This window comes from Pseudomonas lutea, from assembly GCF_000759445.1.
Classification (GTDB): domain Bacteria; phylum Pseudomonadota; class Gammaproteobacteria; order Pseudomonadales; family Pseudomonadaceae; genus Aquipseudomonas; species Aquipseudomonas lutea.
The window spans coordinates 209,408-235,163 of the sequence record NZ_JRMB01000001.1 but is presented as its reverse complement, the minus strand read 5'-3'; the positions used below and the strand labels follow the sequence as shown (position 1 = coordinate 235,163).

20 protein-coding genes and 2 pseudogenes are annotated in these 25,756 nt (G+C 61.3%); 2 read left to right on the top strand and 20 right to left on the bottom strand.

Annotation, left to right across the window (positions count from 1 at the left end; genetic code table 11):
• Window positions 1-10 precede the first annotated feature (10 nt).
• The 11 genes and pseudogenes from LT42_RS01040 to LT42_RS00995 form a co-directional block, all read right to left on the bottom strand.
• Window positions 11-622: a DUF2931 family protein gene (locus LT42_RS01040; RefSeq protein WP_276209517.1), complete on the bottom strand. Its 612-nt coding sequence runs from the start codon at window positions 620-622 to the stop codon at window positions 11-13.
• Between the two features lie 23 nt (window positions 623-645).
• Window positions 646-1,470 (bottom strand): annotated as a pseudogene (locus LT42_RS26320) (phospholipase effector Tle1 domain-containing protein); the annotation flags it as partial.
• 854 nt (window positions 1,471-2,324) lie between these two features.
• A pseudogene (locus LT42_RS26110) lies at window positions 2,325-4,587 on the bottom strand (type VI secretion system Vgr family protein); the annotation flags it as partial.
• Window positions 4,588-4,942: 355 nt separating this feature from the next.
• The gene (gene dctM, locus LT42_RS01030; RefSeq protein ID WP_037009159.1) at window positions 4,943-6,226 is read right to left on the bottom strand and encodes a C4-dicarboxylate TRAP transporter large permease protein DctM; all 1,284 of its coding nucleotides are present in this window, start codon (window positions 6,224-6,226) and stop codon (window positions 4,943-4,945) included.
• Window positions 6,226-6,858 (bottom strand): TRAP transporter small permease, encoded by a 633-nt coding sequence (locus LT42_RS01025; protein WP_037009158.1) that lies wholly within the window; start codon window positions 6,856-6,858, stop codon window positions 6,226-6,228. The genes dctM and LT42_RS01025 overlap by 1 nt, the downstream gene beginning before the upstream one ends.
• 121 nt (window positions 6,859-6,979) lie before the next feature.
• A complete protein-coding gene (locus LT42_RS01020; protein WP_037009157.1) occupies window positions 6,980-7,978 on the bottom strand; it encodes a TRAP transporter substrate-binding protein in 999 nt (332 codons plus the stop codon).
• 164 nt (window positions 7,979-8,142) lie between these two features.
• Complete coding sequence (locus LT42_RS01015; RefSeq protein ID WP_037009156.1) at window positions 8,143-8,967, bottom strand: HpcH/HpaI aldolase/citrate lyase family protein; 825 nt, start codon at window positions 8,965-8,967, stop codon at window positions 8,143-8,145.
• Between the two features lie 353 nt (window positions 8,968-9,320).
• Window positions 9,321-10,520, bottom strand: coding sequence for a CaiB/BaiF CoA transferase family protein (locus tag LT42_RS01010; RefSeq protein ID WP_037009154.1), 1,200 nt, complete (start codon window positions 10,518-10,520; stop codon window positions 9,321-9,323).
• Window positions 10,521-10,660: 140 nt separating this feature from the next.
• Complete coding sequence (locus tag LT42_RS01005; RefSeq protein WP_037009151.1) at window positions 10,661-12,010, bottom strand: MmgE/PrpD family protein; 1,350 nt, start codon at window positions 12,008-12,010, stop codon at window positions 10,661-10,663.
• 10 nt (window positions 12,011-12,020) lie between these two features.
• Complete coding sequence (locus LT42_RS01000) at window positions 12,021-13,184, bottom strand: acyl-CoA dehydrogenase family protein (RefSeq protein ID WP_037012722.1); 1,164 nt, start codon at window positions 13,182-13,184, stop codon at window positions 12,021-12,023.
• A 62-nt stretch (window positions 13,185-13,246) separates the two neighbouring features.
• Entirely contained in the window at window positions 13,247-14,086 is an 840-nt protein-coding gene (locus tag LT42_RS00995; protein WP_037009149.1) for an HTD2 family dehydratase, read from the bottom strand.
• A 128-nt stretch (window positions 14,087-14,214) separates the two neighbouring features.
• On the opposite strand from LT42_RS00995, the gene LT42_RS00990 reads away from it, so the two are divergent.
• Window positions 14,215-15,123, top strand: coding sequence for a LysR family transcriptional regulator (locus LT42_RS00990; RefSeq protein ID WP_037009145.1), 909 nt, complete (start codon window positions 14,215-14,217; stop codon window positions 15,121-15,123).
• A 1-nt stretch (window position 15,124) separates the two neighbouring features.
• Here LT42_RS00990 and LT42_RS00985 read toward each other — a convergent pair whose 3' ends face one another.
• The 4 genes from LT42_RS00985 to deoC form a co-directional block, all read right to left on the bottom strand.
• The gene (locus tag LT42_RS00985; protein ID WP_037009143.1) at window positions 15,125-15,505 is read right to left on the bottom strand and encodes a cupin domain-containing protein; all 381 of its coding nucleotides are present in this window, start codon (window positions 15,503-15,505) and stop codon (window positions 15,125-15,127) included.
• 625 nt (window positions 15,506-16,130) lie between these two features.
• Window positions 16,131-16,976 carry an AraC family transcriptional regulator gene (locus LT42_RS00980; protein ID WP_052074948.1) on the bottom strand — a complete coding sequence of 282 codons (846 nt, stop codon included), beginning with the start codon at window positions 16,974-16,976 and terminating at the stop codon, window positions 16,131-16,133.
• 27 nt (window positions 16,977-17,003) lie between these two features.
• Entirely contained in the window at window positions 17,004-17,957 is a 954-nt protein-coding gene (locus tag LT42_RS00975; RefSeq protein WP_037009141.1) for an alpha/beta hydrolase, read from the bottom strand.
• A gap of 190 nt (window positions 17,958-18,147) precedes the next feature.
• Window positions 18,148-18,828, bottom strand: a complete 681-nt coding sequence (gene deoC, locus LT42_RS00970) for a deoxyribose-phosphate aldolase (RefSeq protein WP_037009139.1) — start codon at window positions 18,826-18,828, stop codon at window positions 18,148-18,150.
• Window positions 18,829-18,958: 130 nt separating this feature from the next.
• Here deoC and deoR point away from each other — a divergent pair, with 130 nt between their 5' ends.
• Complete coding sequence (deoR, locus tag LT42_RS00965) at window positions 18,959-19,729, top strand: DNA-binding transcriptional repressor DeoR (RefSeq protein WP_037009138.1); 771 nt, start codon at window positions 18,959-18,961, stop codon at window positions 19,727-19,729.
• A gap of 354 nt (window positions 19,730-20,083) precedes the next feature.
• On the opposite strand, the gene LT42_RS00960 is transcribed toward deoR, so the two are convergent.
• The 5 genes from LT42_RS00960 to LT42_RS00940 form a co-directional block, all read right to left on the bottom strand.
• The gene (locus tag LT42_RS00960) at window positions 20,084-21,169 is read right to left on the bottom strand and encodes an aldose 1-epimerase family protein (RefSeq protein ID WP_037009136.1); all 1,086 of its coding nucleotides are present in this window, start codon (window positions 21,167-21,169) and stop codon (window positions 20,084-20,086) included.
• On the bottom strand, window positions 21,166-22,497 hold the full coding sequence (gene fucP, locus LT42_RS00955) for an L-fucose:H+ symporter permease (protein ID WP_037009135.1): 1,332 nt from the start codon (window positions 22,495-22,497) through the stop codon (window positions 21,166-21,168). The genes LT42_RS00960 and fucP overlap by 4 nt, the downstream gene beginning before the upstream one ends.
• 67 nt (window positions 22,498-22,564) lie before the next feature.
• A complete protein-coding gene (gene rbsK / locus LT42_RS00950) occupies window positions 22,565-23,485 on the bottom strand; it encodes a ribokinase (RefSeq protein ID WP_037009133.1) in 921 nt (306 codons plus the stop codon).
• 538 nt (window positions 23,486-24,023) lie between these two features.
• On the bottom strand, window positions 24,024-24,974 hold the full coding sequence (locus LT42_RS00945) for a DUF979 domain-containing protein (protein WP_037009132.1): 951 nt from the start codon (window positions 24,972-24,974) through the stop codon (window positions 24,024-24,026).
• Window positions 24,971-25,699, bottom strand: coding sequence for a DUF969 domain-containing protein (locus LT42_RS00940; protein ID WP_037012717.1), 729 nt, complete (start codon window positions 25,697-25,699; stop codon window positions 24,971-24,973). The genes LT42_RS00945 and LT42_RS00940 overlap by 4 nt, the downstream gene beginning before the upstream one ends.
• Window positions 25,700-25,756: the final 57 nt, after the last annotated feature.

Here is a 25,756-nt window from a genome sequence, read left to right as displayed (position 1 = left end):
CATGGCAGGATTACCAGCTTCCATAGGGAATACCGTGCTGGTCGATATAGGCTTTGTTCTCAGGTTCAAGTGGTACGTACTTGCCTTTGCTGGCACCGCGGTAAGGACCACGCGGCTCTACTTCGGCCTGAAAACGACCGATTTCGGTGAAACCCAGGCAGGCGCCCCCGACCCAAACTTTTACGATGCCTCCGGGGGCCATGCCAAGCGCGATGATGTCGCGATAATCGGTTTTCCATCGCTGTTTAAACTTGCAAAGGACTCGTTCGGGCCTAACCATCTCATCGCGTACCCACTGCGGAATTTGAATTTTGAGCTTATAAGTCTGCGGCTCGACCAAAGACTGCCAGCGCAGGAAGATCTGGTCAGGGAGATCGACGTTATTGATAGGTTTCCCTCCTGAACCCCCTCGGTGCCAGCCCTCGGTTTTTCCGGTATAGCTGGCAACACCACCATGTACCCGATAGAAAGCAAGTCCGCGCTTGTCCAGCACATCGACGGTCTCCACCCACACCTCCATATGTTTGGGTGCAGCGAAGCCCACATACCAAGCCGGATACGGCAGATTAGGCGTCGGCGGCAATCTCGGCCCATTCGCGCACGCACTTAGGCTGCATAACATAAGTACCGCAGAAGCCAGGCGCCTCATGCTGGATAACCTTCTTGCGGACGATTGAGGTGCACGTTACGGCGGTTCAATGCCGCCGGTTTGCTCAGTAGGAAGGGCCCTTTGGGAGTCCAGTGCGCGGACATGTGAATGTAACGCGCGCTGAGCAATGCCTTTTGCGCGGGTTCAAGTCCCACGACCCCGTCCGCAAAGACCTGCTGCAGGATTCGCTCGTTGATAGGCTTGAGTTCATCTGGCAATTCGAGCTCAGGCCGCTCTTCCAGCCCTTTGAAAGGTACGCCATGGCGCATGCCCAACTCCCGCATTACGCGAAGCGCAATCAGGGCCAATTCGCCGCGCACCTGTCGCTCCAGGGTGACGGTAATCCAGTAATCCTGCGTAACCGACTCAGCCCTGCCACGAGGACTGGTCGGTGCAGGCCAGGCCTTGACCACAACAGTCCCTTCGCGCGCCGCGCCTGATTCACGTAGCACCTTGGCCTGGCCGTCCGCGCTGAGCCACATCGGATGGGATTCGATTCTCTGATGCTCGCCGACACTGGCCTTGCGCGGCCGTATCATCCATAACTTTTCTCGGGCACGAGGCAGGTAGCCGCCACCGATATCCGAATGCGCGCCGGGCAGGCCGATTTGCAGGTGGGTGGAGTGCACGGCCTTAAGAGAGTAATCAGCCCGATATTCGTCAAGAGCGTGCAGCTGGATAACTTGTCGGGCGCAGTCAGGTGGAAGGTAAAGATTGACGCCACGATTGACGTCATTACCGGGACTGAAGTCGCCATGCAACGGGTCTGAGATCGCAGCAACGGTGTCGAAAAGACCGATCAGGTTGATACAGACATCAGATACCGAATTAACATGTTTCAATAGGCCTGCCGAGCCTCCGGCAAGCAGTTCGCGGAACAACCCACGACCCGGCTTAAGCACTTCATTAGCGCAATGGCGAGCCGCGGCCGCGCCACGGCTGAAGCCAAAAATGTCGAACTCAATTTTCTGGACAGCAATGTCCGAATTTGTTTCTTGCAGAAGATCTATTTGTTTCAGGAGCAGATTTGGCACCTGCCCAACTCGCGCCACCACACCCGTTTCCCCCTGTCCAAGACCTTGGCCAATCAGCGTTGCATCTGCACCACCGCTTCGAGTACCAATACCTTCGACGTAAACCCTGACGTACCCAATCTCGGCATCTTCGCTTAACGGCGTAGCAGTGTTATCCGGATACAAGTCATACAAATGCGCCACATTGCTCGGCGCATTCCCGTAACTGTTATCCGGCGCGCTGTTGAACCCGCTCCCGTCAAACTCGCCAAACCCGTATTGCTCGCATGTTGCCGCAATGCTCTCCAGTTCCTCAGCCGTGAAACTGTTCAGATCCTGACGTCGGCATTGCTCCGTCGCCGCCGCATTGCTCTGGTTGTTGCCGGTGCCGTCGAAGAACAGGCCAATCCTCAGGGTGATGCCCTCGGTGAGCCCTTCGGTGATCTCCTCTTCCTCCTCTTCCTCTTCCAATGGCTCGGGCTCTAGCTTAGGCCCGGTATCGCCCGTCGCGCTCTGCTCGGAGTGGGTGTTACTGCCGCGAAGGCTGGGTCCAAGCCCATGCAGGTTCGATGGAGCCTCCAGCCCCGCCGGCAAGACGGGCAGAATTGCCGCCTGTGTGGCTTTTGGTCTGAAGTCGAAGTGCGCGGCCTTGATCAGGTAGTCGCCGGCGGTGCCGGATTCGATGCTGCATTGCTCAATGGCGAGGTAGCTGCCGCCTGCATTGAGGACGATGCGTTTCTTGGCGGTGATGTGAATTTCGTCTCCGGTGCTGGTGATGTTCAGGCCTTGGCGGGCCAGCAGCTCCAGACGATCATTTTGCGCCTGGATACTCACCGGTCCCTGGTTGGCGATCAGTTTGATCCCGAGCTTGCGCACGAACACGCTCAGCCCCTGGCCGATGCCCATGAACATTTTCTTCACCACGCTGATGTCGGCCGCGCCGCCCGCGTTGAGCATCAGGTTGTCTTGCGAGGCCAGCTGCAGATGCCCGCCGCTGGTCAGCGCAATGCCCTGCGGGGCGCTGAGCAGAAGGACGGATTGCTGCAGTGCCTTGAGCTTGTCTGTCAGCAGATCGAGCTGCGCCTGTACATCCGCTGGATCTGCCTGGCTGAGAGCGGCGTCGGCCGATAGCCGTTCGAGCTGTTCGCCGGCGTGCTGCAAGCGGCCCACTGCTGCATCCATGTCCAGCTGCTTGCCTTGGGCTTTGGTCTGTTCATCCGCACTGATAAACAACCCATTCCCGGCCCGAATCGCACCCCGGCCATCGGTGCGCAGCTCAAACCCTTCGCCGCGTTTTAGCTTCTCGTCATCCACCAGATGCCCAAGATTCAGCTGGCTCTTGCCGCTGTGTTCGGTGCTGAGCTTGATGTGCTCTTTGCCGCGCTCATCCTCCATCCGCAGTTTGTTGTTGGCCGGAGTGCGCAGCACATTGCGCGTGTAGTCCCGGCGCAACAACGTAACGTGGTCGGGATGTCGGCTGTCGTGCAAAGCGTGGGCGATGTACGGCCGGTCGGGGTCGCCTTGTTCAAACGCAATCGCCACTTCGGTGCCGCAGATCAGCGGCAGGTGCAGGCCGTGGGTATCTCCGGCGTACGGCCTGGCCAAACGCAACCACAGGCTCTCCTGACCCAGCTTCCAGCTGTCGCGGTCGAATAAGAAGCTGACCTTGTAGCGGCCTTCACTGTCGATGTGGCTGTACGGATCGTTGGCCAGCGAGCTAGTCACGCGGGCCGGAACAGTCCCGGCCATCTTCGGTTTTTCCAGCAACGGCGGTCGGAAGCACAGGCTTTCCGAATAGGGAATCGCCTCAAAGCTCAGCTCGAAACTGCGGTCCCGCGCGGCACGCAGTAGCAATCGAGTAACAACCGCACCCGGCTCAAACGCCTGCGGCGCGCCGCCTGAAATCTGCAGCACCTGCGCCAGTCCCAAAGAAGCACTGCTACAAACACCGCTGAGCAACGTCTGCCCATTCAGATACTGTTCATGCCGAAGCCGGGCATAGAAAAACCCGCTTTCCCCCAGCAGGTCCTCATCCTGATCGAGCTTGTCACCCAGCGCGGTATAAGGTTCGGCGTAGTGATACGCCTCACCATAAGTCGTCGTGTCACCCCGGGTCTGATCCACCGACCCGTCCAGCCATGCACGGGCATCGCGATGGTGATAAGCCCGAAAGTGGATGCTTTTTTCGACCACCTCATGACTCGCCTGCAACTGCCAGACGCCGTCCTCGCCACTGCTTCCCAAACCGGACTGAGGGCGATACGGAAGACTGATCCGCGGCTTGACGTAGTGGCGCTGATCGTCGTGAAACTCGACCACCGCAAGACCCAATCGCTCGTCGTTGGTGAACCGGTACCAGATCCCCACTTCCGCCAGCAGCCGCGAAATAAAGGCCAGGTCACTCTCGCCGTACTGCATCACCTGCTCGCGCCGCGGGTAGTCGCGCACCAGGGTGAACCGGAAATCCTGCCCCTCGAAATCATGCCGAGTGCGCAAAACGCTCTCGACGATCTCCGGCACCGACTGGTGCTGGTAGATCCGGTATTGCTTGCCACGCCCGAGCAAGGCCAGCAGCGGCTGCAGCGTCACTTCGTAGCGCGCTTCATCCACTGAACCCGAGAGCCGCTTGAAACCGGTAATGACGCCATGCAGCGTGCGCAGCGCTTCGACCTTCGGCACCGGCAAGCCCCGAATGGCTCTGGGCAAGGTATGCGGGGCAGCATGCAGGCTGAACTGGGCGCTCTTGCCCAGGATTTGATCGGCCGCGATGTCGCGATCAAGGGAGGTGAATTCGATGCGGTAAAGAAACGGCTGACTCAGCTGTTCTTCGCCTTCAAAAGCCAGAACATCGAGCGAGACAGGCAAGCTATGGACAACGAGCGTGTGGCGGCTGTGATCGAAGAAAGGTGGCAGTGCGGTGAGCATGGATGAGCGTCCCTGGCAGGAAAAGGCGCCCCTGACCGGTCAGGCAAAACCGGATCAACTCGTCCATGAGAGAGGGCTGAAGCGGGCGAAGATGCGGCATTTCAAAGCCCCATTCCATAGCCAAAACACGAAGAAGAAGCGTCCTAATAAAAGTCAGGAATCGCCCTACACAGTCGGCCAAAAGGCCAACCCGGCACCAACCACTTCAACCCGATCAAGCGTACAGATCAGCTGTTTTCTCGCCAGCACTGCACCCTTGCGCACTGGAAATATCGGGCACAAAAAAGCCCCCGAAGACATGCGTCATCGGGGGCAAAGGCACTGTGCTCACAGTTCGGTTGAATCGCTCACGCTGTCATGGCATGCCCAGCCAGTTAGGCAGCGCGAGCGAGATGAAGGGCACGTAAGTCACCAGCAGCAGAAACACCAGCAGAATCGACAGCCACGGCAAGGCAGCGCGAATGGTCTGCCCCAGCGTCAGGCCAGTCACGGCGGAGGTCACGAACAGGTTGAGCCCGACCGGTGGGTGGACCAGACCGATTTCCATGTTGACCACCATGACGATGCCCAGGTGGATGGGATCAATCCCCAGCTTCATGGCAATCGGGAAGAAGATCGGCGCAAGGATCAGGATGATTGCCGAAGGCTCCATGAAGCTGCCCGCAATCAACAGCACGATGTTGACCATGATCAGGAAGCCGATCGGCGTCAGCCCTTCGGAGATGACCCACGCGGTGATCTGTTGGGGGATCTGCTCGGTGGTCAGCACATGGGCGAACAGCATCGCATTGGCGATGATGAACATCAGCATGATCGACAGCCGTCCCGATTCCAGCAGGACCTTCGGGCAGTCCTTGAAGCTCATGTCCTTGTACACAAACAACGCGATGAACGCCGAATAGACGGCTGCCACGGCCGCCGCTTCGGTGGGGGTAAACATGCCGCTGTAGATCCCGCCGAGGATGATCACCAGCAGCATCAGGCCCCAGAATGCGCGTTGCGCGGTGTGTAGCCACTGACGGAAAGTCACCCGTGGCTGGGCCGGAAGTTTCTTGACCCGGGCCACAATGTAGATCACCACCATCAGCGCCAGACCCAGCAGGATGCCGGGAATCACGCCTGCGATGAACAGCTTGCCGACCGAGGTCTCGGTGGCTGCGGCGTACACCACCATCACGATGGACGGCGGAATCAGAATGCCCAAAGTACCGGCGTTGCAGATGATCCCGGCGCCGAACTCCTTCGGGTAACCGGAACGCACCATGCCGGCAACGGCGATCGAACCGACGGCTGCGACCGTTGCAGGCGAGGAACCGGACAACGCCGCGAAGAGCATGCAGGCCAGCACTGCGGCAATTGCAAGGCCGCCACGAATGTGGCCGACGCAGGCATTTGCAAAGTCGATCAGACGCTGGGCGACGCCACCCGTGGTCATGAAGGCGCCGGACAACAGGAAGAACGGGATCGCTAGAAAGGTGTAGCTGTCGGACGTTTCAAACAGCTTGATCGCCAGCGAGCTCAGCGAATCCTGACTGAACATGAGGATCGAAACAGCACCGGACAATCCGAGGGAAATCGCGATGGGCACGCCCAGAAACATGAAAACGAATAGCAACAGGAACAGGCAGATAACGGTCATCAGTGCTGCTCCTCGGCAGGGTTGGCCAGCTTGCTCGCTTCGGCCGCTTCGTCAGCCAGACCCAGCCCGGTCTGCCGGTGCGTCCAGATGCGGTAGAGGATTTCCAGGTAACGCGCTATCACCAGGCCAAAGCCGATCGGCACGATGATCGCGATGTACGCCACCTCGATGCCGAACCGGTCGAGGTCTTCGGCACCGATGCCGGCCACGAACAGCGCCGACACCCACTTGTAGCTGGCGACGAGAAACAGACCCGCGTAGGCAAGGCAGCAGGCACACGCCAGCATGGCGAGCACGCGCTGCACCGGTTTGCTGGTTTTCTTGACCAGCGCATCGACGCCCAGGTGGCCCGCGGTGCGCACGCCATAGGAAATGCCGAAAAAGATCAGCCAGCCAAACAGCGCCTTGGTCAGCGCCACGCTCCAGGTCATCGCTTGCGCATAGCCCATGAGGTGATCGCCGATGCCGGCGAAAAAGTCACTGCTGACCGCCCATTGATCGCTGAGGGAATAAAACAGGGTGTAAATGTTGTTCAACGCCACGTAGACGAATGTCACGAGGGTCATGGCAGCCAGCAGGAAGGCAATCATGCCCTCCTCCAGATGCTCCCAGAATCGCGTCAGCGGGTGCATAGGTATTTTCTCCAAAGGACGCCACACGTAGCCAGGCATAGCGCAGGTCGTGCGGGCTGACCACCCGCACGTGGGGTGGTCGCCGGACCGTCACTGTCTGTAACGAGAAACGATCTAAGGCTCAGGGCGCCTTGTTGGAATCGTCGGCTGCCTTGATCAGGTCGGCGCCGATGTCTTCGGAGAACTTGTCCCAGACCGGTTTCATGACTTCACGCCACTTGGCGCGCTGCTCGGGAGTCAACGTCACGATTTCGCTGGTTTTGGCGTCGATGATCTTCTGCTTCGCCGTCTGGTTCAGTGCTTCGGCCTGCTTGTTCACCTCGACAGTCACCTGGTCGAGGATCTTCTGCAGTTCGTCACGCACGTCCGCTGGCAGGCCGTTCCAGAACTTGGAGTTGGTGATGACCATGTAGTCGATCAGGCCGTGATTGGATTCGGTGAAGAACGGCTGCACCTCGTTGACCTTCTGGCTTTCGTAGTTCGACCAGGTGTTTTCAGTGCCGTTGACGGTGCCGGTCTGCAGGCCTTGATAGACCTCGGCGAAGCTCATCTTGCGCGGGTTGGCGCGCAGGGCAACGAACTGGGCTTCGAGGACGCTGGATGCCTGAACGCGGAATTTCAGGCCGCGCGCATCCTTCGGTTCGACCAGCTTCTTGTTGGCCGACAGTTGCTTCAAGCCGTTGTGCCAATACGCCAGGCCGTGAATGCCTTTGTCGTCCATTGAGGTCAGCAGGGCCTTGCCCTGAGGGCCTTGCTGGAAACGGTCAACGGCGGCCAGGTCATTGAACAGAAACGGCAGGTCGAAAATTTGCACTTTCTTGGTGTACTGCTCGAACTTGGCCAGAGACGGCGCCAGCATCTGCACATCACCCAGCAGCAGGGCTTCCATTTCCTTGCCGTCGCCGAACAGCGAAGAGTTCGGGTAGACCTCGACTTTGACCTTGTCTTTCAAGGCGGGGTCAGCGGCGACCATTTTCTGGAAGAGTAAGGCCCCTTGGCCTTTTGGTGTGTTTTCGGCCACCACGTGGGCGAACTTGATCGTGATCGGGTCAGCGGCGTGTGCCAGGCCGGCCACGGAAACAGCGGCCGCGCAGAAAAGCGCTTTGGTCAGCTTCAACATCGATATCACCTTCTTATTTTTGTAGGAGCTTATGTTTGCAGGAGCAGGTGGAGAGCATGAGCATAGTGCAATGTCACGATGACCAACCCCGAGTGTTTGGAGAATCAGGTTTTGTCTAAGCCGGCGTTCGCCGGTGCTGAACGCGAGCATGCGTTCAGGTGCGCTTATCCCGCCGCCAATGCCAGCAAGCGCTGAGCACGCAGCAGCACGGGTGCATCGATCATTTGCCCATCCAGCTGAAAAGCCCCGGCACCCCGTGCTGCGGCGCTGGCATCGATCACCTTGCGTGCCCAGTTGAGGTCTTCGGCACTGGGCGCCAGCGCGGCGTGGATGACCGGAACTTGCGCCGGATGAATGCACAGCGCGCCGCCGTAGCCCATGTCGTACGCGTGCCGGACCGCGCGATGCAGGCCCTGCTGATCGCCGATCGCGGGATAGACACCGTCCAGCGGTGGCAGCAGTTCCGCGCCTCTGGAGTGCAGCTGCACCGACATCCGCGCCTGATCCAGAAACATCTGTGCGGCGGGGGTTCCCGTATTGAGGCTCAGGTCCAGGGCCAGATCGAGCCCGCCGAATGACAAACGTTGGACACCAGTGGCGTGAGCGATCTGCTCCAGTGCCAGCAACCCCTTTGCGCTTTCGATGATCGGCCACACCGGCTTGCCCGCCTGCCAGACGGCCGCCACGTGAGCAGCGCTTTCGACCTTGGGCAAGAGCACCCCGACAACCCCGGCCTGTTGTCGGCAAAACGCCAGGTCATCGGCATGCTCGGCATGGGCAGGTGCGTTGACCCGGACCCATACGGCCGCTTGCGGATGGCTGTTCAGGAAGACCCCAAGGTTGTCCCGCGCCTGGCGCTTGAGCGATTCTTCGACGGCGTCTTCAAAATCGACAATCACCGCATCGGCGCCTGCGGCCAGCGCCTTGGCAAAGCGCTCGGGGCGACTGCCGGGAACGAACAGCGCGGAGCGAATGAGGGGGTGCGGCATGGTTGAAGCTCCTGAATAACGATTGTCGGCGCAACCCTCTGGCATGACCGGAAGGCGCTGGATCTAAATGGCGAAGCCTGTTTTCAGCCGCGGAAGATATGGCGGATGATCCGGCCTCTTCGCGGGCAAGCGCGCTCCTACAATGGTGGGCAGCGGCGAGTAGTCCGCATGGTCGTGCAATGGCGGGCAACGGCGAGTAGTCCGCATGGTCGTGCAATGGCGGGCAACGGCGAGTAGTCCGCATGGTCCTGCAATAGCGGGCAGCGACAATGGGACCGCGCTCTGCGATGGCGAAAGGACCCCGCGTTCCAATAAAGACGGGCATTGGCGACAGGTCCACGCGGTCGTGAGGCTTACACCACCCCGCCCGCCGCCATTCGCGTCTGGTCTTCGGCAGAAAACCCCAGCTCGCCGAGGATGCTGGCGGTGTGCTGACCCAAGCCCGGCACGCCGTCCATACGCGGAGTAAACGCCGCGTTATGGCCCGGCGGCAGCAGCGAGGGCAACGGGCCGGACGGGCTGTCGACTTCGCGCCAACGGTCACGCGACTTGAGCTGCGGATGGTCCCAGACGCCTTGCATGTCGTTGACGCGGGCGTTGGCGATCTGGGCGTCTTCCAGGCGTGCAACCACGTCGTCGACCGTCAGCGCGGCGAAGCCATCGACAATGATTTGTCTCAGCACCTCGCGGTTTTCAGATCGTTTGAAGTTCGCCGAGAAGCGCTCGTCCGTCGCCAGCGCCGGCTCAAGCAGGACTTTCTCGCAGAACAGCGCCCATTCCCGCTCGTTCTGCAGACCGAGCATGATGGTGCCGCCACCGCCCGTAGGAAACGGCCCATACGGATAGATCGTCGAATGCGATGCTCCGGCCCTTGGCGGCGGCGATGCGCCGTTGTAGGCGTAATACATCGGGTAACCCATCCACTCCACCAGGCTTTCGAGCATGCTGACGTCGATGCGGCTGCCCTCCCCGGTCTTGTCGCGCAGCATCAGCGCCGAAAGGATGCCGGTGTAGGCGTACATGCCGGCGGCGATGTCGGCGATGGAGCATCCGGCCTTGGCCATTTCGTTCTCGCCAGGCCCGCCGGTCACCGATAAAAAGCCGCCTTCACTCTGGATCAACAGGTCGTAGGCTTTCTTCTTCTCGTACGGCCCGCCTTCGCCGTAACCGGAAATGTCACACACGATCAGCCGCGGGAAACGTGCATGCAGGGTCTCGAACGACAGGCCCATGCGCGACGCAGCGCCCGGCGCAAGGTTCTGCACCAGCACGTCGGCCTTACCGAGCAGCGACTCCAGAATATCGCCGGCCTCGTCCTGCTTGAGGTCCAGGGTCAGGCTTTCCTTGGAGCGGTTGGTCCAGACGAAATGCGAGGCCAGGCCATCGACGCGCTGGTCGTAGCCCCGAGCGAAATCGCCAACGCCGGGGCGCTCGATCTTGATCACGCGCGCACCCAGGTCCGCCAGTTGCCGGGTGCAGAACGGTGCGGCGATGGCGTGTTCAAGGCTGACCACGGTGATGCCGTCGAGGGGACGGAGGGGTTGTTGAGTCATGTTCGTAAACCTCATAGCCCATGCCGGGCGACGATCTTGTAGGAGCGCGCTTGCCCGCGAATTGCGGAGTGCCAGTCACCGGCGCTGTCTCTGACACACCGCATCGCGGGCAAGCGCGCTCCTACAAAAAAGGGTTGCTGTTAGATCAGGTCGTGCAAATCCCGCGCGTCGCGCAGCTGCCAGACCCGCTGAATCAACGCCGTGCCCTGCTCCACCGTGCGCGCACCGGAGAACGCCAGCAGGCGCTGGACCTTGTCCTCAAGCTCGGCCCTGGACAGGGTGTTGCCCGGATCGCCTTTGGGCTCATCAATGCCCGCGCTCAGGGTGCGGCCATCGGTGGTGGACACCATGACCCGGCCCAGCCATCTCGCGGGATAAGCGTCATCCACTTCGGGGTCCAGCTCCATCGAGACCTTTTCGCGGAACGCAGCAACGTCAGGATCCGTCAGCGCCAGGTCGCGAAATTCGATCAGCTGGGCGCTGCCATGGACTGCGATCAGGCCCAGCACCGCGCCCATGGAAAACTTGGCCTGATGCACGGTCTGTGGCACATCAACCCGACCCAGCACATCAATGGCACCCTGATGCACCCGCGTGACGACCCTGGCGATCTGCTCATGGCGCAGGCCTTCCCGTTGCATCAGGTGCAGCAACGCATCAGCGGCGGGATGGGTATGCCGGCACGAGGCATGGAATTTGAACGAGGTTTCAACCAGCGCCCAACGGCTGCCGAGGCGGTCGGACAATTTGGTGGCATCGCTGTCGCTGGACATGCCCGCCGCCATGCCTTGATCGCCCTCCAGAATATTGCGCGCGCCGGTCAGGCCGTCTTCGGTGAGGTACGCCGCCAGCAGGCCATCGGCTGCAGCCTTGGCGGTGTGCAGCTGTTTGGAATCGGCAGCGTCACGCAAGAACTCCCACAACCCGGCGGCCTGCGTGCCTGCGGTGCCCAGCAGGTTGATGAATTGTTCCTTGTCAAAGTCCAGCAGCTTACCCACACCGACCGCTGCGGCGAGGGTGCCGACCGTCGCGGTGGTGTGAAAGATGCGGTAGTGCGAGCGGCCCATGAATTCGCCGATGCGAATGCCGGCCTCGTAGCCGGCCACGGACGCCAGCAACAGGTCCTGGCCAGTTTTGCCGAGGTCCTGCGCCGCTGCCAGCACCGCCGAAAAAACCACGGTTGCCGGGTGCAACACCGAGCTGTTGTGCAGATCGTCCTGTTCGACCAGGTGCGACGACGCGCCATTCACCAGCGCGGCGAAATACGCCGAGGTGCCACGACCGCTGACCAGAATCTTTGCCTTGCCCTGTTGCGGCCCCATGCGTTCGGCGTAGCGCTCGAACAGCGGGATGGGCCGTGCGCCCTGGCTGGCCAGCGCCGAGCCGATCCAGTCAAGAAACAGGTCTTCGGTGCGGTCGAGTACGACGCCTGGGATTTGCTCGTAGGTCAGCTCGGCGAGGAACCCCGCCAATGCCTGGGTATGGCTCATAGGGGAATCCTCAGAAACTGCGTGGCAGTTCGAGCAAGTGCTCGGCGACGTAGGAAAGAATCAGGTTGGTGGAGATTGGCGCGACCTGGTACAGGCGGGTTTCGCGAAATTTGCGCTCCACGTCGTATTCGCAGGCGAAGCCGAAGCCGCCGTGTGTTTGCAGGCAGGCATTGGCAGCCTCCCACGATGCCTTTGCGGCCAGGTACTTGGCCATGTTGGCGCTGGCCCCGGCGTTCTTGCCGGCGTCGTATTCTTCACAGGCACGCCAACGCATCAGGTCCGCGGCCTCGATCTCGATGTGCGCTTCGGCAATGGGGAACTGCACGCCCTGGTTTTGCCCGATCGGACGACCGAATACCACGCGATCACGGGCGTAGGCGGCGGATTTTTCGATGAACCAGCGCCCGTCACCGATGCACTCGGCGGCGATCAGTGTGCGTTCTGCGTTCAGGCCATCAAGGATGTAGCGGAAGCCTTTGCCTTCCTCGCCTATCAGGCTGTCGGCGGGCAGCTCAAGGTTGTCGAAAAACAGCTCGTTGGTTTCGTGGTTGACCATGTTGGCGATGGGCTGAACGGTCAGTCCGTTGCCAATGGCGTCACGCAGGTCGACGAGAAAGATCGACATGCCTTCGGACTTTTTGGTGACCTCGGCGAGCGGCGTGGTGCGCGCGAGCAGAATCATCAGGTCGGAATGCTGCACGCGGGAGATCCACACCTTCTGGCCGTTGATCACATACTTGTCGCCCTGCCTGACCGCCGTGGTCTTGATCTTGGTGGTGTCAGTACCGGTGGTGGGCTCGGTCACGCCCATCGACTGCAAGCGTAATTCGCCGCTGGCGAGCTTGGGCAAGTAGTAACTTTTCTGCGCCTCGCTGCCATGGCGCAGCAGGGTGAACATGTTGTACATCTGGCCATGCACCGTGCCGGAGTTGCCGCCACAGGCGTTCACTTCTTCGAGGATGACAGAGGCCTCCGCCAGGCCCAGGCCGGAGCCGCCGTATTCCTCGGGGATCATCGCCGACAGCCAGCCGGCATCGGTCAGCGCCTTGACGAATGCTTCCGGGAAACCTTTTTCTTCGTCGATCCTGCGCCAGTACTCGGCAGGGAACTCGGCACACAGCGCACGCACGCCGTCACGGATGGCATTGAGGTCTTCGTCTTCGTAGGGATTCATGGTGTTCACTCGCATCGGCCGGCGCGGGGATGACCGCCACGCTGGCTCAGTAAAAGAAGCAATCAGTCAAAGAGGACTTCAGCGCTCTGGGCCACGCCGGCATCGTTGCCCGCCCACAACTGCGCTTTGCCAGGCTCGACGACGCGCCCACCTACGCGGAAGGCCGCCGGCACGTTGAGCGGTCGCACGCCGCGATAGGCGAAATGCCGCACGTGCCTGTCGGGGTTGGCGCGGATGAACGCGCGAAGATTGAACGTGGCGATCATCGGCCCGTGCACGACCAGGCCTGAGTAGCCTTCAGTGTCGGTGACGTAGGGATAGTCGTAATGAATGCGATGACCGTTGAAGGTCACTGCCGAATAGCGGAACAGCAGCGTCGGCGTCGGCTCGATAACCTCGTTCCAGTCGCCCTGCTCCGGCGCGTCGCCACTACTGAGCTTGGGCGGGTTCGGCTCGCGGTAAACGATGTCCTGCTCTTCGCGGACGCAGAGTTCGCCCTGCTGCGAGTAGTCGTGACGCACCGTCACGAACAGCAGCGAGCCGGTACGACCGTGCTTCTCTTCAATGTGCAGGATGGTCGACAGACGATGCGCATCAGCGCCCACTTTGAGCGACCGGAGGAATTCAACCCGGCCACCAGCCCACATGCGGTTGCGATTGTCCGCAGGGGGCAGAAAGCCGCCGCGGGCCGGATGGCCGTCACCGCCGAGCTGCGATTCAAACACCGGTTCCTGAAAGAAACACCACTGCCACAGCGGCGGCAGAGGATCCCCAATGGCCGGGGTCGGCTCGCCAAAAGTGGCGGCGATGCGCTTGATCAGGTTGACGCTCAGATGATCCTGGGCTTCTTCGGTGCGCCCAATCCAGGCAGTGAAATCCATGGGCGTATCTGCAGCACTCATTGGAAGTAACCCTCCGGCTTTGTTGTTGTGGGCTGATCATGAAAGTGCGCCGGCATTCTGTGAATTTGCATTTGCGAATAGCGGCGTTCGGGTATGCTGAACGCCTTCTGCACCCCCCGGACACGTCCATGCACTTCGACCTTGCTGACCTGCGCCTCTTCATCCACATCGGAGAATCACCCAGCCTGACCCAGGGCGCGCGCCGGGCTTTTCTCTCTCCTGCAGCGGCGAGCGCCCGGATCAAGGCGCTGGAAGGCCAGCTCGGCACACGCCTGCTGTACCGCGACAGCCGCGGGGTTGAGCTAACCCCGGCCGGCCAGCGCCTGCTCAAACACGCGCGGCTGATCATGAGCCAGGTGGATTACCTCAAGAGCGAGTTCACCCACTACGGCACCGACTCGGCCGGGCACATCCGTATCTTCGCCAACACCACGGCCGTGACCGAGTTTCTGCCCGAGGTATTGGCCGGCTTTCTTGCGCAGCGGCCAGGTGTCACGGTCGATCTGCAAGAGCGTCTATCGCGGGACATCGTGCGCGGCGTGCTCGACGGCAGCAGCGACATGGGCATCATCGCCGGCCCGGTTGAAGCGGCGGGCTTGCAAGTGATCCACTTCAGCACCGACCGGCTGGTGCTGGCGGTGCCGGTGGGCCATGAGCTTGCAGGGGAGAAAAAGGTCACGTTCAAACAAACTCTGGCGTTTCAGCACATCGGCCTGCACGAAGGCAGCACGTTGCTGAGCTTTCTGCGCGATCACGTCGAGCGCATGGGCCAGCAGCTGTCGCTGCGGATTCAAGTATCGAGCTTTGAAGCCATCTGCCGGATGGTGGAAGCAGGCGTGGGGATCGGGGTGATCCCGGAGTCGGCGGCCTTGCGCCACAGCCGCACCATGAAGCTGGCGACCATTGAGCTCGACGAGCCATGGGCGGTGCGTGAACGCAGCATTCTGGTGCGTGAACTGGACGCCCTGCCCGGTGTGGTCAGGGCGCTGATTGCAGTGCTGCTGCCCAAGCCCGAGGCCGAGCAGCCGGCGACGTGAATCAGATCCAGACGTCGTTCTGAGCGGTGCGCGCGTTGGTGTCGTTGCCGGTATTGATCACACCTACGGGCTCGATCAGCATGAGCTTCACTTCCTGCTCGGCGGAGGGCTTGTGCTCCACCCCCTTGGGCACCACATACAGCTCGCCTGCATCGAGCTCGACAAAGCCGTCGCGAAAATCAATGCGCAGGCACCCTTCGAGCACGATGAACGTTTCATCGGTGTCGTCATGGCGGTGCCAGAGAAAATCCCCCTCCAGCCGCGCCAGCTTGAATTGGTAGTCGTTCATCTGCGCGACGACCTTTGGCTGCCACTGTTCGGTGAACAGGCTGTATTTGTGGGCGAAGTTGACGGGTGTGTGGCGGGTTTGGGACGTGGACACGTGAGCGGCTCCGAAGGCGGGTGATGTGGGCCAATCTAGAGCATGCGTTCCAGCAGGGTCTTGAACGTTATTGCACGGTTGAAGTGGCGGCCATTTCATTCTGGAGGAGCCGGCTTGCTGGCGAATCCGGTTTGATCAGCGCCGCTGCAGTGCCTGAAACTGCGCCTTCGCCAGCAAGCCGGCTGCTACAGTTTTGCGACCGACGCCAAATTCTTCGTTTGACGCCATTCACTCTGCAGGAGCCGGCTTGCTGGCGAACCCAGTCGCTCGGCGACATACCCGGCAACTGACACACCGCCTTCGCCAGTAAGCGCATTCGCGCAGGTTTTGCGACCGGCGCCAAATTCCTCGTTTGACGCCATTCACTCTGCAGGAGCCGGCTTGCTGGCGAACCCAGTCGCTCGGCGACATACCCGGCAACTGACACACCGCCTTCGCCAGCAAGCGCGTTCCCGCAGGTTTTGCGACCGGCGCCAAATTCCTCGTTTGACGCCATTCTGTAGGAGCCGGCTTGCTGGCGAACCCGGTCGCTCAGCGACATACCCGGCAACTGACACACCGCCTTCGCGGGCAAGCGCGCTCCTACAGGTTTGCGACCGGCGCCAAATTCCTCGTTTGACGCCATTCAGACGGCTCGCTGGACCTTCAACATCTTCAACCAGCGTCCCGGCGGGTAGCCGAAGGTTTTCACAAAATGGCGGGTCATGTGGCTCTGGTCCGCGAAGCCTGCCATGGCTGACGCGTCGGTGAGCGAGACGCCCAGCGCTATCGAATGGCGAACCTGGTCCAGCCGGCGCAGAGTCAGGTAGCGATAAGGCGTGGTCCCGAACAGCGCGCGAAAATCCCGCGACAGGCGCCAGCGATCGGTATCGCTGGCGTGCTCCAATTCAGCCAGGCTGACGCCTTGCTCCAGACTCGCCAGCAGCAATTCACGCGCACGCTGCGCGCCGGCGTAATTGACCGTCTGCCGTCCCTTGCGTACCCCGGCGGCTGCTTGCAGCGCGACAGCGATGTCGTAGAGGGCGTCGTCCAGCTCAAGCGGATCCAGCGCCGCGTCGAGGTCCGCCAACAACGCCTGAGTTGCGCTGAACAAACCGGGATGATTTGACGCGGCGCCCTTGATGAACGGCAGTGGCGTGCCGCCCAGCACCTGCTGGATCAAGGCCGGCTCCAGGTAGAACATCCGGTAGCGGAAGCCGTCCTCGGTGCCGGCACGCCCGTCGTGCGCCTCATCCGGGTGAAGCACAAGCGTGCGGCCCGGCAGGTTATTCACCCTTTCATTTCCGTATCGAAAGCTCTGCACACCCGACAGGGTATGACCGATGGCGTAGGTGTCGTGCCGGTGCATGTCGAACCCGTGCCCGTGAAAATACGCCTCGATCCTTTCCAGCTGCGGCAGCGGCGCAGCACGCAGTACCCAGTCATGCGGTGAGTGGGTCAGATGTGCATCGTCATGAGAGTGAGTGGCCATCGGTAGCGCTCCGCCATCGTGAAGAGACTAACCGGCCTGTTTGAGCGGTGCGGACTCGGCGGCGGAGGCATGCGCCGCCGGCGGCTTCGCGCTGAGCAGGTTCTGGATGGCCTGGGTATAGGCCTGACGTCCGAGGCTCATGCTGTTGTTGTGATTGCCGCCGGGCACCATCAACAAACGTTTGGGTTCTTGCGCGGCCTCGAACAGCGCCTCGCTGAATTGCGGCGCGACGAACTGGTCCGCTGTGCCGTGGACGATCAGCACGGGCATGTGCACGTCGGCGATTTTGTCGATGGAGTCGAATTTCTGCGAAACGAGCCAGCGCACCGGCAACGAGGTGCGTTTACTGGCGACCGAGGACGCCACGTCGGCCAAGTTGGTGAAGGTTGATTCGATGATCAAGCCGCGCGCCTGGATCGGCTCGTCGCCTTTTTGCGCATCGCGGCCCAGCTCGGCCGCGAGATCGACCGCCACAGCGCCACCCAGCGAATGCCCGTAGATCAGCCGCTTTTGCGGATCGGGCTGCAGCTGCACAAGGCGCTCCCAGGCGATGCGCGCGTCTTCATACACCGACGCCTCAGAAGGCAACTGGCCCTTGCTCTGGCCGAAGCCGCGATAGTCGATGGCGAGGATCGAGAAACCCAGCGCGCGCAATTGCTCGATACGAAACAGCTGGCCCGTCAGGTTCCAGCGCGAGCCGTGCAGATACAGAATCGCCGGGGCGTCTTTTTTGTCCGACGGCCACCACCACGCATGGATGTTCTGGGTGATGCCGAAGGAAGGCGCCTTGAGCTCAAGCTCTTGCACATCGGACGGCAGACCGTGGTACCAACTCGCGGTACCGGGTTCGATCATGAAAACCAGCTCACGCTCCTTGTGTTGCAACGCCGCGCACCCGACCGGCAGACCGACGACGATCACCAGCAGGCACAGCCAGAAGAACCAGCGAGCCTTGAGCCTCGCCAGGGAGAATGTTTGCATGGGGGATGAGTGTCCGGTGCAGAAATGAATGCACCGGCAGTTTGCCATTCATTGGCGGGGTGGGTCCTCTTCTTTCCGCTGAAAGGCCTTTCGTCGCAAGGCTTTCCGTCGCAAAGCCTTCCCTCAACAGGCCGGACGGATCGGGAGCGCTGCAACGCGATGGGTGCAGCGCTCTCTGACCGGGTGGCAATCAGTAACCTGTGCCCGACGCCGTTGCGCCGGTGACGATTGCGATGCCGGAGCTGGTGCCCAGCCGCGTGGCGCCCGCTTCGATCATCGCCACAGCCGTCGCGTAATCACGCACGCCGCCGGAGGCTTTTACACCGACGCCCTGCCCGACCACTTTGCGCATCAACGCCACGTCTTCCAGGGTCGCGCCGCTGCGGCTGAAACCCGTGGACGTTTTGACGAACGCGACATTGAGCTCGCGACAGATTTCGGCCGCGCGGGTTTTCTGTGCGTCGTCCAGCAGGCAGGTTTCGAAGATCACTTTCAAAGGCACGGCACCGCACGCGTCTTTGACCGCCGCAATGTCATCACGCACTTCGTCGAACAGACCGTCTTTCAGCCAGCCGATGTTCAAGACCATGTCGATCTCGCCAGCACCGGCAGCGATCGCCTGCCTGGCCTCGAACGCTTTGGTGTCGCTCAGCCCGGCGCCGAGTGGAAAGCCCACCACGGCGCAGACCTTGACGGCCTGCCCCTGCAGCAACGAAGCGGCATAAGGCACCTGGCCGGAATTCACGCACACCGAATAGAATCCGTGTTCCTGGGCTTCGCGGCACAGCATTGCGATCTGCTCGCGGCTGGCGTCGGCGGCCAGCAACGTGTGGTCGATGTACTGCGCGAGTGCTGCGGGTTCAATCTTCATGGCAAATCGTTTCCTGATAGTGAAGCGGTAACCGGCGACACGCTTTAAGCTTCATGCCTGAGCGCATCATTTTATGTTGTAAATATAACAATGAATGTTATTTTTTTACCATATCCATTCGACAATCGGAATGCCCGTGGACAGTAAAAAATCCGACCGCATCAAATTGATCCAGCAGGCCCTGCAAGACCAGAAGGCCATTCACCTGAAGGAAATGGCCGCCCTGCTGGATGTTTCGGAGATGACCCTGCGCCGCGACTTGACCCGGCACCCCGACAAATTTCATTTGTTGGGCGGGCACATCACCCTGGCGTTCGATCCGGCCGAGGCCAGTGACTACAAGGTCACCGAGCAAGGCATGCGTCACGTGGAGGAAAAGCGGCGCGTCGGCAAACTGGCCGCCGCGTTCATTCAGCCAGGCGACACGGTATTTTTTGACTGTGGGACGACCATTCCTTTTGTCATTGACTTCATACCGGATGAGCTGGAGTTCACTGCTGTGTGCAACTCGCTCAACGTGCTGCTCAAGCTGCAGCAGAAACCCAATTGTTCCATCGTGCTGTGCGGCGGCACCTTTCATCGCAAGAATCAGGTGTTCGAGCACCACAGCGAAGCGACGATTCTTGATGGCATTCGGCTGACTTGGGCGTTTGTCTCGGCTGCGGGTGTCAGCGATGAACTCGGCGTGACCTGCTTCAACTTCAACGAAGTGGAGGTGAAGCAAAAGGTCCTGCGTCAGGCCCGGCATTGCATGCTGCTGGCCGACCATTCCAAGTTCGATGCCGTGCGTACCGCGCACTTCGCCACGCTGCAGGATTTCCACGTGGTGGTGAGCGACAAGAAGCTGCCCAAAGCCTATCGGGATTTGATCGAGGGGTATGGGGCGCGTTGGGTGGTGTGAGCAACGCCCAGTCAGTGGCGCTGCCCGGTGGGCAGTGTGCGGTGTGCGACACATTCCTGATCCGTAGGAGCCGCCGGGGGGCTCCACCGTGCTGGCGAAGGCGGTCTGCCTGCAAGCGGATCCGCAGCTGAGCCACCGCGTTCGCCACTGTCGTAACCTCCAGCAGCTCCTACAGTGAGTGCGTACAGCCTCGACGGCCGGGGCGCCCGCAGCGCCCACAGTGACTGCGTACAGCCTCGACGACCGGGGCGCCCGCAGCGCTCACAATGACTGCGTACAGCCTCGACAGCCGGGGCGCCCGCAGCGCCTACAGTGAGTGCGTACAGCCTCGACGCCCGGGCGTCGACTGATCCCTCAGCGTTTCAAATCTCCTTCCAGCTGCTGCACTTCTTCTGCGGCCAGATACCCCGTTGTCACGCTGAACGAGGCGCTCTGCCCTGCGTCCAACTCGCGCACATTGCCCTTGGTCTTTTCCGCCAGATAACCCTCCGGCTCGCAGGTCGCAGGCAGCACGAAGGCGGCCACTTGCTGATCGGCGTTATGCAATATCCATCGGGCCGCGTGATCGAACTGTGCTGGCTGGTAGCGCGTGTAAAACGCCGGGCCGTCGGGATGCTTGAGCAGAAAATGCGCGTTGCCCTGAGCGTCCGCCCGGGCGCCGTCGAAGAAGCAGACGATCTCCGGGTCGTACAGCTCGGGCGTTTCAAGGCTTTCAAGCCGCGCAGGATCCTCCGTCAATTCGGCCATGTACGCCGACCACGCCGGCGTGGGCTTTACGTGGGCGGGAACGCTGCTGCGCACCCGCGTACGCTCCACGCCCAGCGGTTCGACGAAACGAGCGCCGTCTACGTAGGCGTAGTTCATGTGCGCCATGTACATCAGCTCCATCGGCTTGCCGGCCAGGTTGCGCACGTCCATGCCGATGTCGAACAGCGCCGAACCTGCGCGCAAGGTCACACTGGGCATCGCGCGATAGTGGTCACCGAAGCCCATCACGTACTCGTATTCGCCGCCGAGGCGCAAGAACGGTCCGGCGGCATCCTCACCGACTTCCAGCCACGCCCGGTCCATGGGCGCGCAGGGCATCTCGCCGTGCAGCGGGTGGTCGTCATCCGGCGTCGGGCAGCCGTTGCGCAGCAGACCGCTGTGAAACATGAAGCAGCCGTAAGTACCAATCACCGTCGGGCTGGGGCGCGGCTGTTCGAACATGTTGCGCATGGTCAGGTCGCAGCCGTCAAACACCGCCGACCAGACCATCTGCCCCTGATAAGGCAACACCACGACCCGGCCCCGATTGTTTTCCAGCGCCAGGGCCTTCACACCGCTGGGGTAGGCCCAGGCCAGCACACGAAAGTCGGCCGATTCCAGCAGTGTTTTCTCATCCCCGCTGAAGAGCTCGGGGTACACCGAAATGGTGGTGCGCTTGTCACTCGCCATCATGATGCCGTCACCGCGCCAACGGGTGCTTTGGCGGTCAGCGGGTCACGCATGCATTTGATCGCGTAGGCCACGATCACCACGAAGCACAGCAACGGTACGGTGTAGGCAATCTGCATGTTGCCGTGGGTGGCATCGGACAGCAGGCCCTGGAAGATCGGCATTACGCCGCCACCAACGATGCTCATCACCAGCAGCGAGCCGCCGACGCCGGTGTCTTCGCCCAGACCGTCAATGGTCAGGCCGTAGATGGTCGGCCAGCAAGGGCCCAGGAAAATGCTCACGCCGACGGCCGCATACACCGCGCTGATGTTCGGCACCAGAATGGTGTACGCCAGTAGCACGATGGTCAGTACGCCGTAGATCGCCAGCACCTTGGCCGGGGACATTTTGCGCATCAGCAGGTTGGCAACCATCTTGCCGACAAAGTAAGCGGCGAAGGTGGTCAGCAGGAACCACGAGGCGCTGCGCTCGTTCATCCCGCCCATTTGCATGGCCAGGCGAATGGTGAAACTCCACACGCCGACTTGCGCGCCCACGTACAGGAACTGCGCCAGCACACCGAAGGTGAAGCGCGGGTTACGCCACAAACGCGACAGGCTCTGGCCGATGCTGCTGGATTTGACCTGGGTCTGGACGTTGCCTTTGCAGGCCGGAAACTTGGTGAAGGCGATCAGCACGAACATCAGGATCAGCACCGCGATCATCCATTTGTACGGCAGCAGCGTTGACTGGATCATCTGCAGTTGCTGGATGGCCGCCTCCGAAGCACTCATCTGCGTCAGTTGCTCGGTGGTCGCATCGGTGTCCTTGAACATCACGAAGCTGCCCACGTATACGCCGGTCATCGCCCCGAACGGGTGGAAGGTCTGCGAGATATTCAGGCGACGGGTGCCGGTTTCACGCGGGCCCATCAGCGTCGAGTAGGTGTTGCATGCGGTCTCAAGGAACGCCAGGCCGGCCGCGATGACGAACAGTGCCATCAGGAACATGCCGTATTTGGCCATTGACGCTGCCGGGAAGAACAGCGAGCAGCCCGCCATGTACAGCACCAGGCCGATGAGGATGGTGGTCTTGTAGCTGAAACGCCTGACGACCATGGCCGCCGGAATCGCCACGAAGAAGTAACCGAGGTAGAACGCCGATTGCACAAAGGACGTCTGCACGTCGCTGAGCAGGAAGGCCTTTTTAAAGTGCGCGATGAGCACGTCGTTCATGCTCGCCGCCGCCGCCCACAACGCGAAGCAGCAGCACAGCAGCAGGAAGGCGAACCACGGCGTGCGGTTCAGGTAGAACCCGTCCGGTGATTGTTGGAGCGCGGGCGTTGTCATTGTTGTTCTCCGGGAAGTGCAGGGAATACCCGCCCCACCGATCAGGCGATCGGCAGGGCGCGGCGGCTCAAAGGGTGTCGAGAAAGTGGCCGAACGCGGCAGCGTCCGGGTAAGAACTCTGGGTACCGAGGCCTGTGACCGAACAGGCGGAATAGGCCACCGCACGGGTCATGGCGTTGCGCATGTCGCCGTCTTCGCTCCAGTGGCGGGCGAAGCAGCCAATGAACGCATCGCCTGCGCCGGTGGTGTCGCGGGCGTCGACCTTGATGCCCTCAACGCGAAATTCGCCTTCTTCGCCCACGTACAGCGCGCCCTTCTCACCCAGGGTCACGATGACGTGGCGGATACCGTCCTGTACCAGTTGCAAGGCTGCGGCGCGTGCCGATTCAAGGGAATCGACGGTCTGCCCGGTGATCAACGCCAGCTCGGTTTCGTTGGGGATGAAAAAGTCCAGCTGCGACAGGTGCTCACGGCTCAAGCCTTTGACGGCCGGCGCAGGGTTGAGCAGCACTGGAATCCCGTTGGCCTTGGCGAATTCGATGGCGTAGTAAACCGTCTCAAGCTCGATTTCCAGCTGCAGCACGATCAGCGCGCAATCGCGCAGTGCCGCCTGTGCCGCATCGATGTCTGCCGGCTTCAGGTGCGCATTGGCGCCTTTGACGATGAGGATGCTGTTGTGCGAGTCGCTCTGCACGAAGATCGGCGCCACGCCACTGGAAACCCCGGGCACCCGCTGCACGAACTGGGTATCGATCCCGTAGCGGGTGAAGTTGGCCAGGGTGTTGTCGGCAAACATGTCGTCGCCAACCTTGCTCAGCATCAGCACGTCCGCCCCAAGCTTGGCAGCCGCTACAGCCTGGTTGGCACCTTTGCCCCCGCAGCCCATGGCGAAATTGGGTGCTTCGAGGGTCTCGCCCTGCGCCGGCATCCGGTCGATGTAGGTGATCAAATCCACCATGTTGCTGCCGATGACCGCGATCTTGTTCATGTGTGTGATTACCTTGTGCACCCGCTGGGCCCGGAAGATGAGCCGCCGTCGCGGTTTTATTTTTGTTATTTAAATAACATTTTGTGTGACTATTCAACCTATTTTTTCAGGTGCTCACAGGCGCTTGTGCGCCAGCGGCGAAAAGCGCACGCCGAGGGTCGTTGGAAGCCTTGAGACAGAGGCTTCGCAACCACCGGTCGTACAGACCACGGTTTAGCGCAAACGTTTGCGATGAGGGGATTTAATGTCGTTAGTTATGGTGCCGGGAGGCAGAACAGTTGATCTGGAGACGAGGCTGGGCAGCGCAAGAGGCAGGAAAAGCAGGGAGGGATCGATTGCGTGGTTTGCTGCCGCTTCGCGCCAGATCGCGGGCAAGCGCGCTCCTACAGGACCGCGATGCCACTCGACCCTGAGCGAAAGCCAGACGCGGATGGAGATGGCTTTTGATCCTGAGCGTAGGCCGCAGGAGCGCGCTTGCCCGGGAAGGCGTCAGGGCAAGCTGTCATTTCATCGGCAAGTGAAGCCGATAACTCCACAATTACATCAGGAAATAGAGCAGCACTATGTTGGCCACCAACATCGCCAGCGCCGTCGGTATCTGCGCTTTGATCACCGCGTATTTGTCCGGCAGCTCCAGCAACGCGGCCGGGATCAGGTTGTAGTTTGCGGCCATCGGCGTCATCAGCGTGCCGCAGTAGCCCGAAAACATGCCAATCGCGGCCATGACCGCTGGATTGGCGCCGTACATGCCCACCAGCACCGGCACACCGATGCCGCCCGTCATTACCGGGAACGCCGCAAAACCGTTGCCCATGACAATAGTGAACAGCGCCATGCCCAGCACGTACACCATCACCGCGACGAGCCGGAAATCAAGGTTGATGTACGCCGTTGCCAAGTGCGCCACCGCCTTGCCAACGCCAGCATCGTTGAACACCAGCCCGAGCATCGCCAGCATCTGCGGCAGGACCAGCGCCCAGCCCAATGCTTCGGTGAGACGCCGCGACTCGCGCATGGCTTGCACCGGCGTGTCCCGGGTCAGCCAGCACGCCAGCCCCAACGCCACCAGGCTGCCAATGCCCAGCGACACGAACGTGCTGTTGGCCGGGTCCAGTAAATAGACATCGCCGAACTTGACGTTCTTCAGCAGCACCGCACCGACCACGGTGACCAGGGGAATCGCCAGGGCCGGAATGAACAGTTTGTTCTTCAACCGCCCTGCACTCTCGCGCCGTGCCCGGTCATTGAGGTTCTCATGCTGGCCGAAACCCACGCCGCCGAACCCGGCAATGACCGCCATGACGATCACACCGACGCCCACCCACACCGGCGGCAGGCGCTCGCCCACCAGGAACGCGATGGCGAACAAGCCCCAGAACAGCCCTGTCGTCCAGCGCTTGGGATTGCTGCGATCAGTGACGGTCATGAACGCGGTGATCGCCAGAATCACGCCCGCCAGCCAGTAAAGGTAGTGAATGGAAATGATCATGGCGCGAGCTCCTTCCGCGCAGCGGAGCCTGGCGGCAGCGCCTGCAGTTCGCGGTCAAGGCGCTGATCGAAACGGTGCAGGCGGATGGCGTGGATGACGAACGCGCAAATCGCCGTCGGGATTCCCCAGAAGGCGATGTGCATGGGGTCAACGTCAATGCCCGAGCCCAGCAGAAAGGTGTGCATCAGGGCAATCGCGCCAAACGCCACAAAGATGTCCTCACCGAAGAACAGCCCGACGTTATCCGTCGCCGCGCACAGCGACAGCAGCTTGATGCGCAAGGCTTCGGGTAACTTGCCGAAGCCCGACTCAGCGGCACCCTCGGCCATCGGCGCGAGCAGTGGGCGCACCATTTGCGGATGCCCGCCCAGGCTGGTAAGCCCCAGCGCCGCGGTGGTTTCTCGCACGAACAGGTAAGCGATCAGCAAGCGCCCTGCCGTGGCACCGGTGAATCGGGCGATCCAGTTTTGTGCATGCAGACGCAGGCCGTGCCGCTCAAGCAGGCCGATCACTGCCAGCGGCAGCAGGATGATCAGCGGCAGTGTGCGGGTCTTGATGAAACCGTTACCGATGGTGGCCAGCAGGGTGTCCAGCGGCATGCTGGCTGCAAGACCTGTGGCAAGCGCGGCAAGCGCCACGACCAGCATGGGATTGAAGCGCAGGACGAAGCCCAGAACGATGACCAGCACGCCGAGCAGCGGCCAGAGGTTGATTGCGGTTTGCATGATGGGATTCTCGGTGGCGGTTGCGATACCTTGCTGGGACACAAATGAGAAACGGAT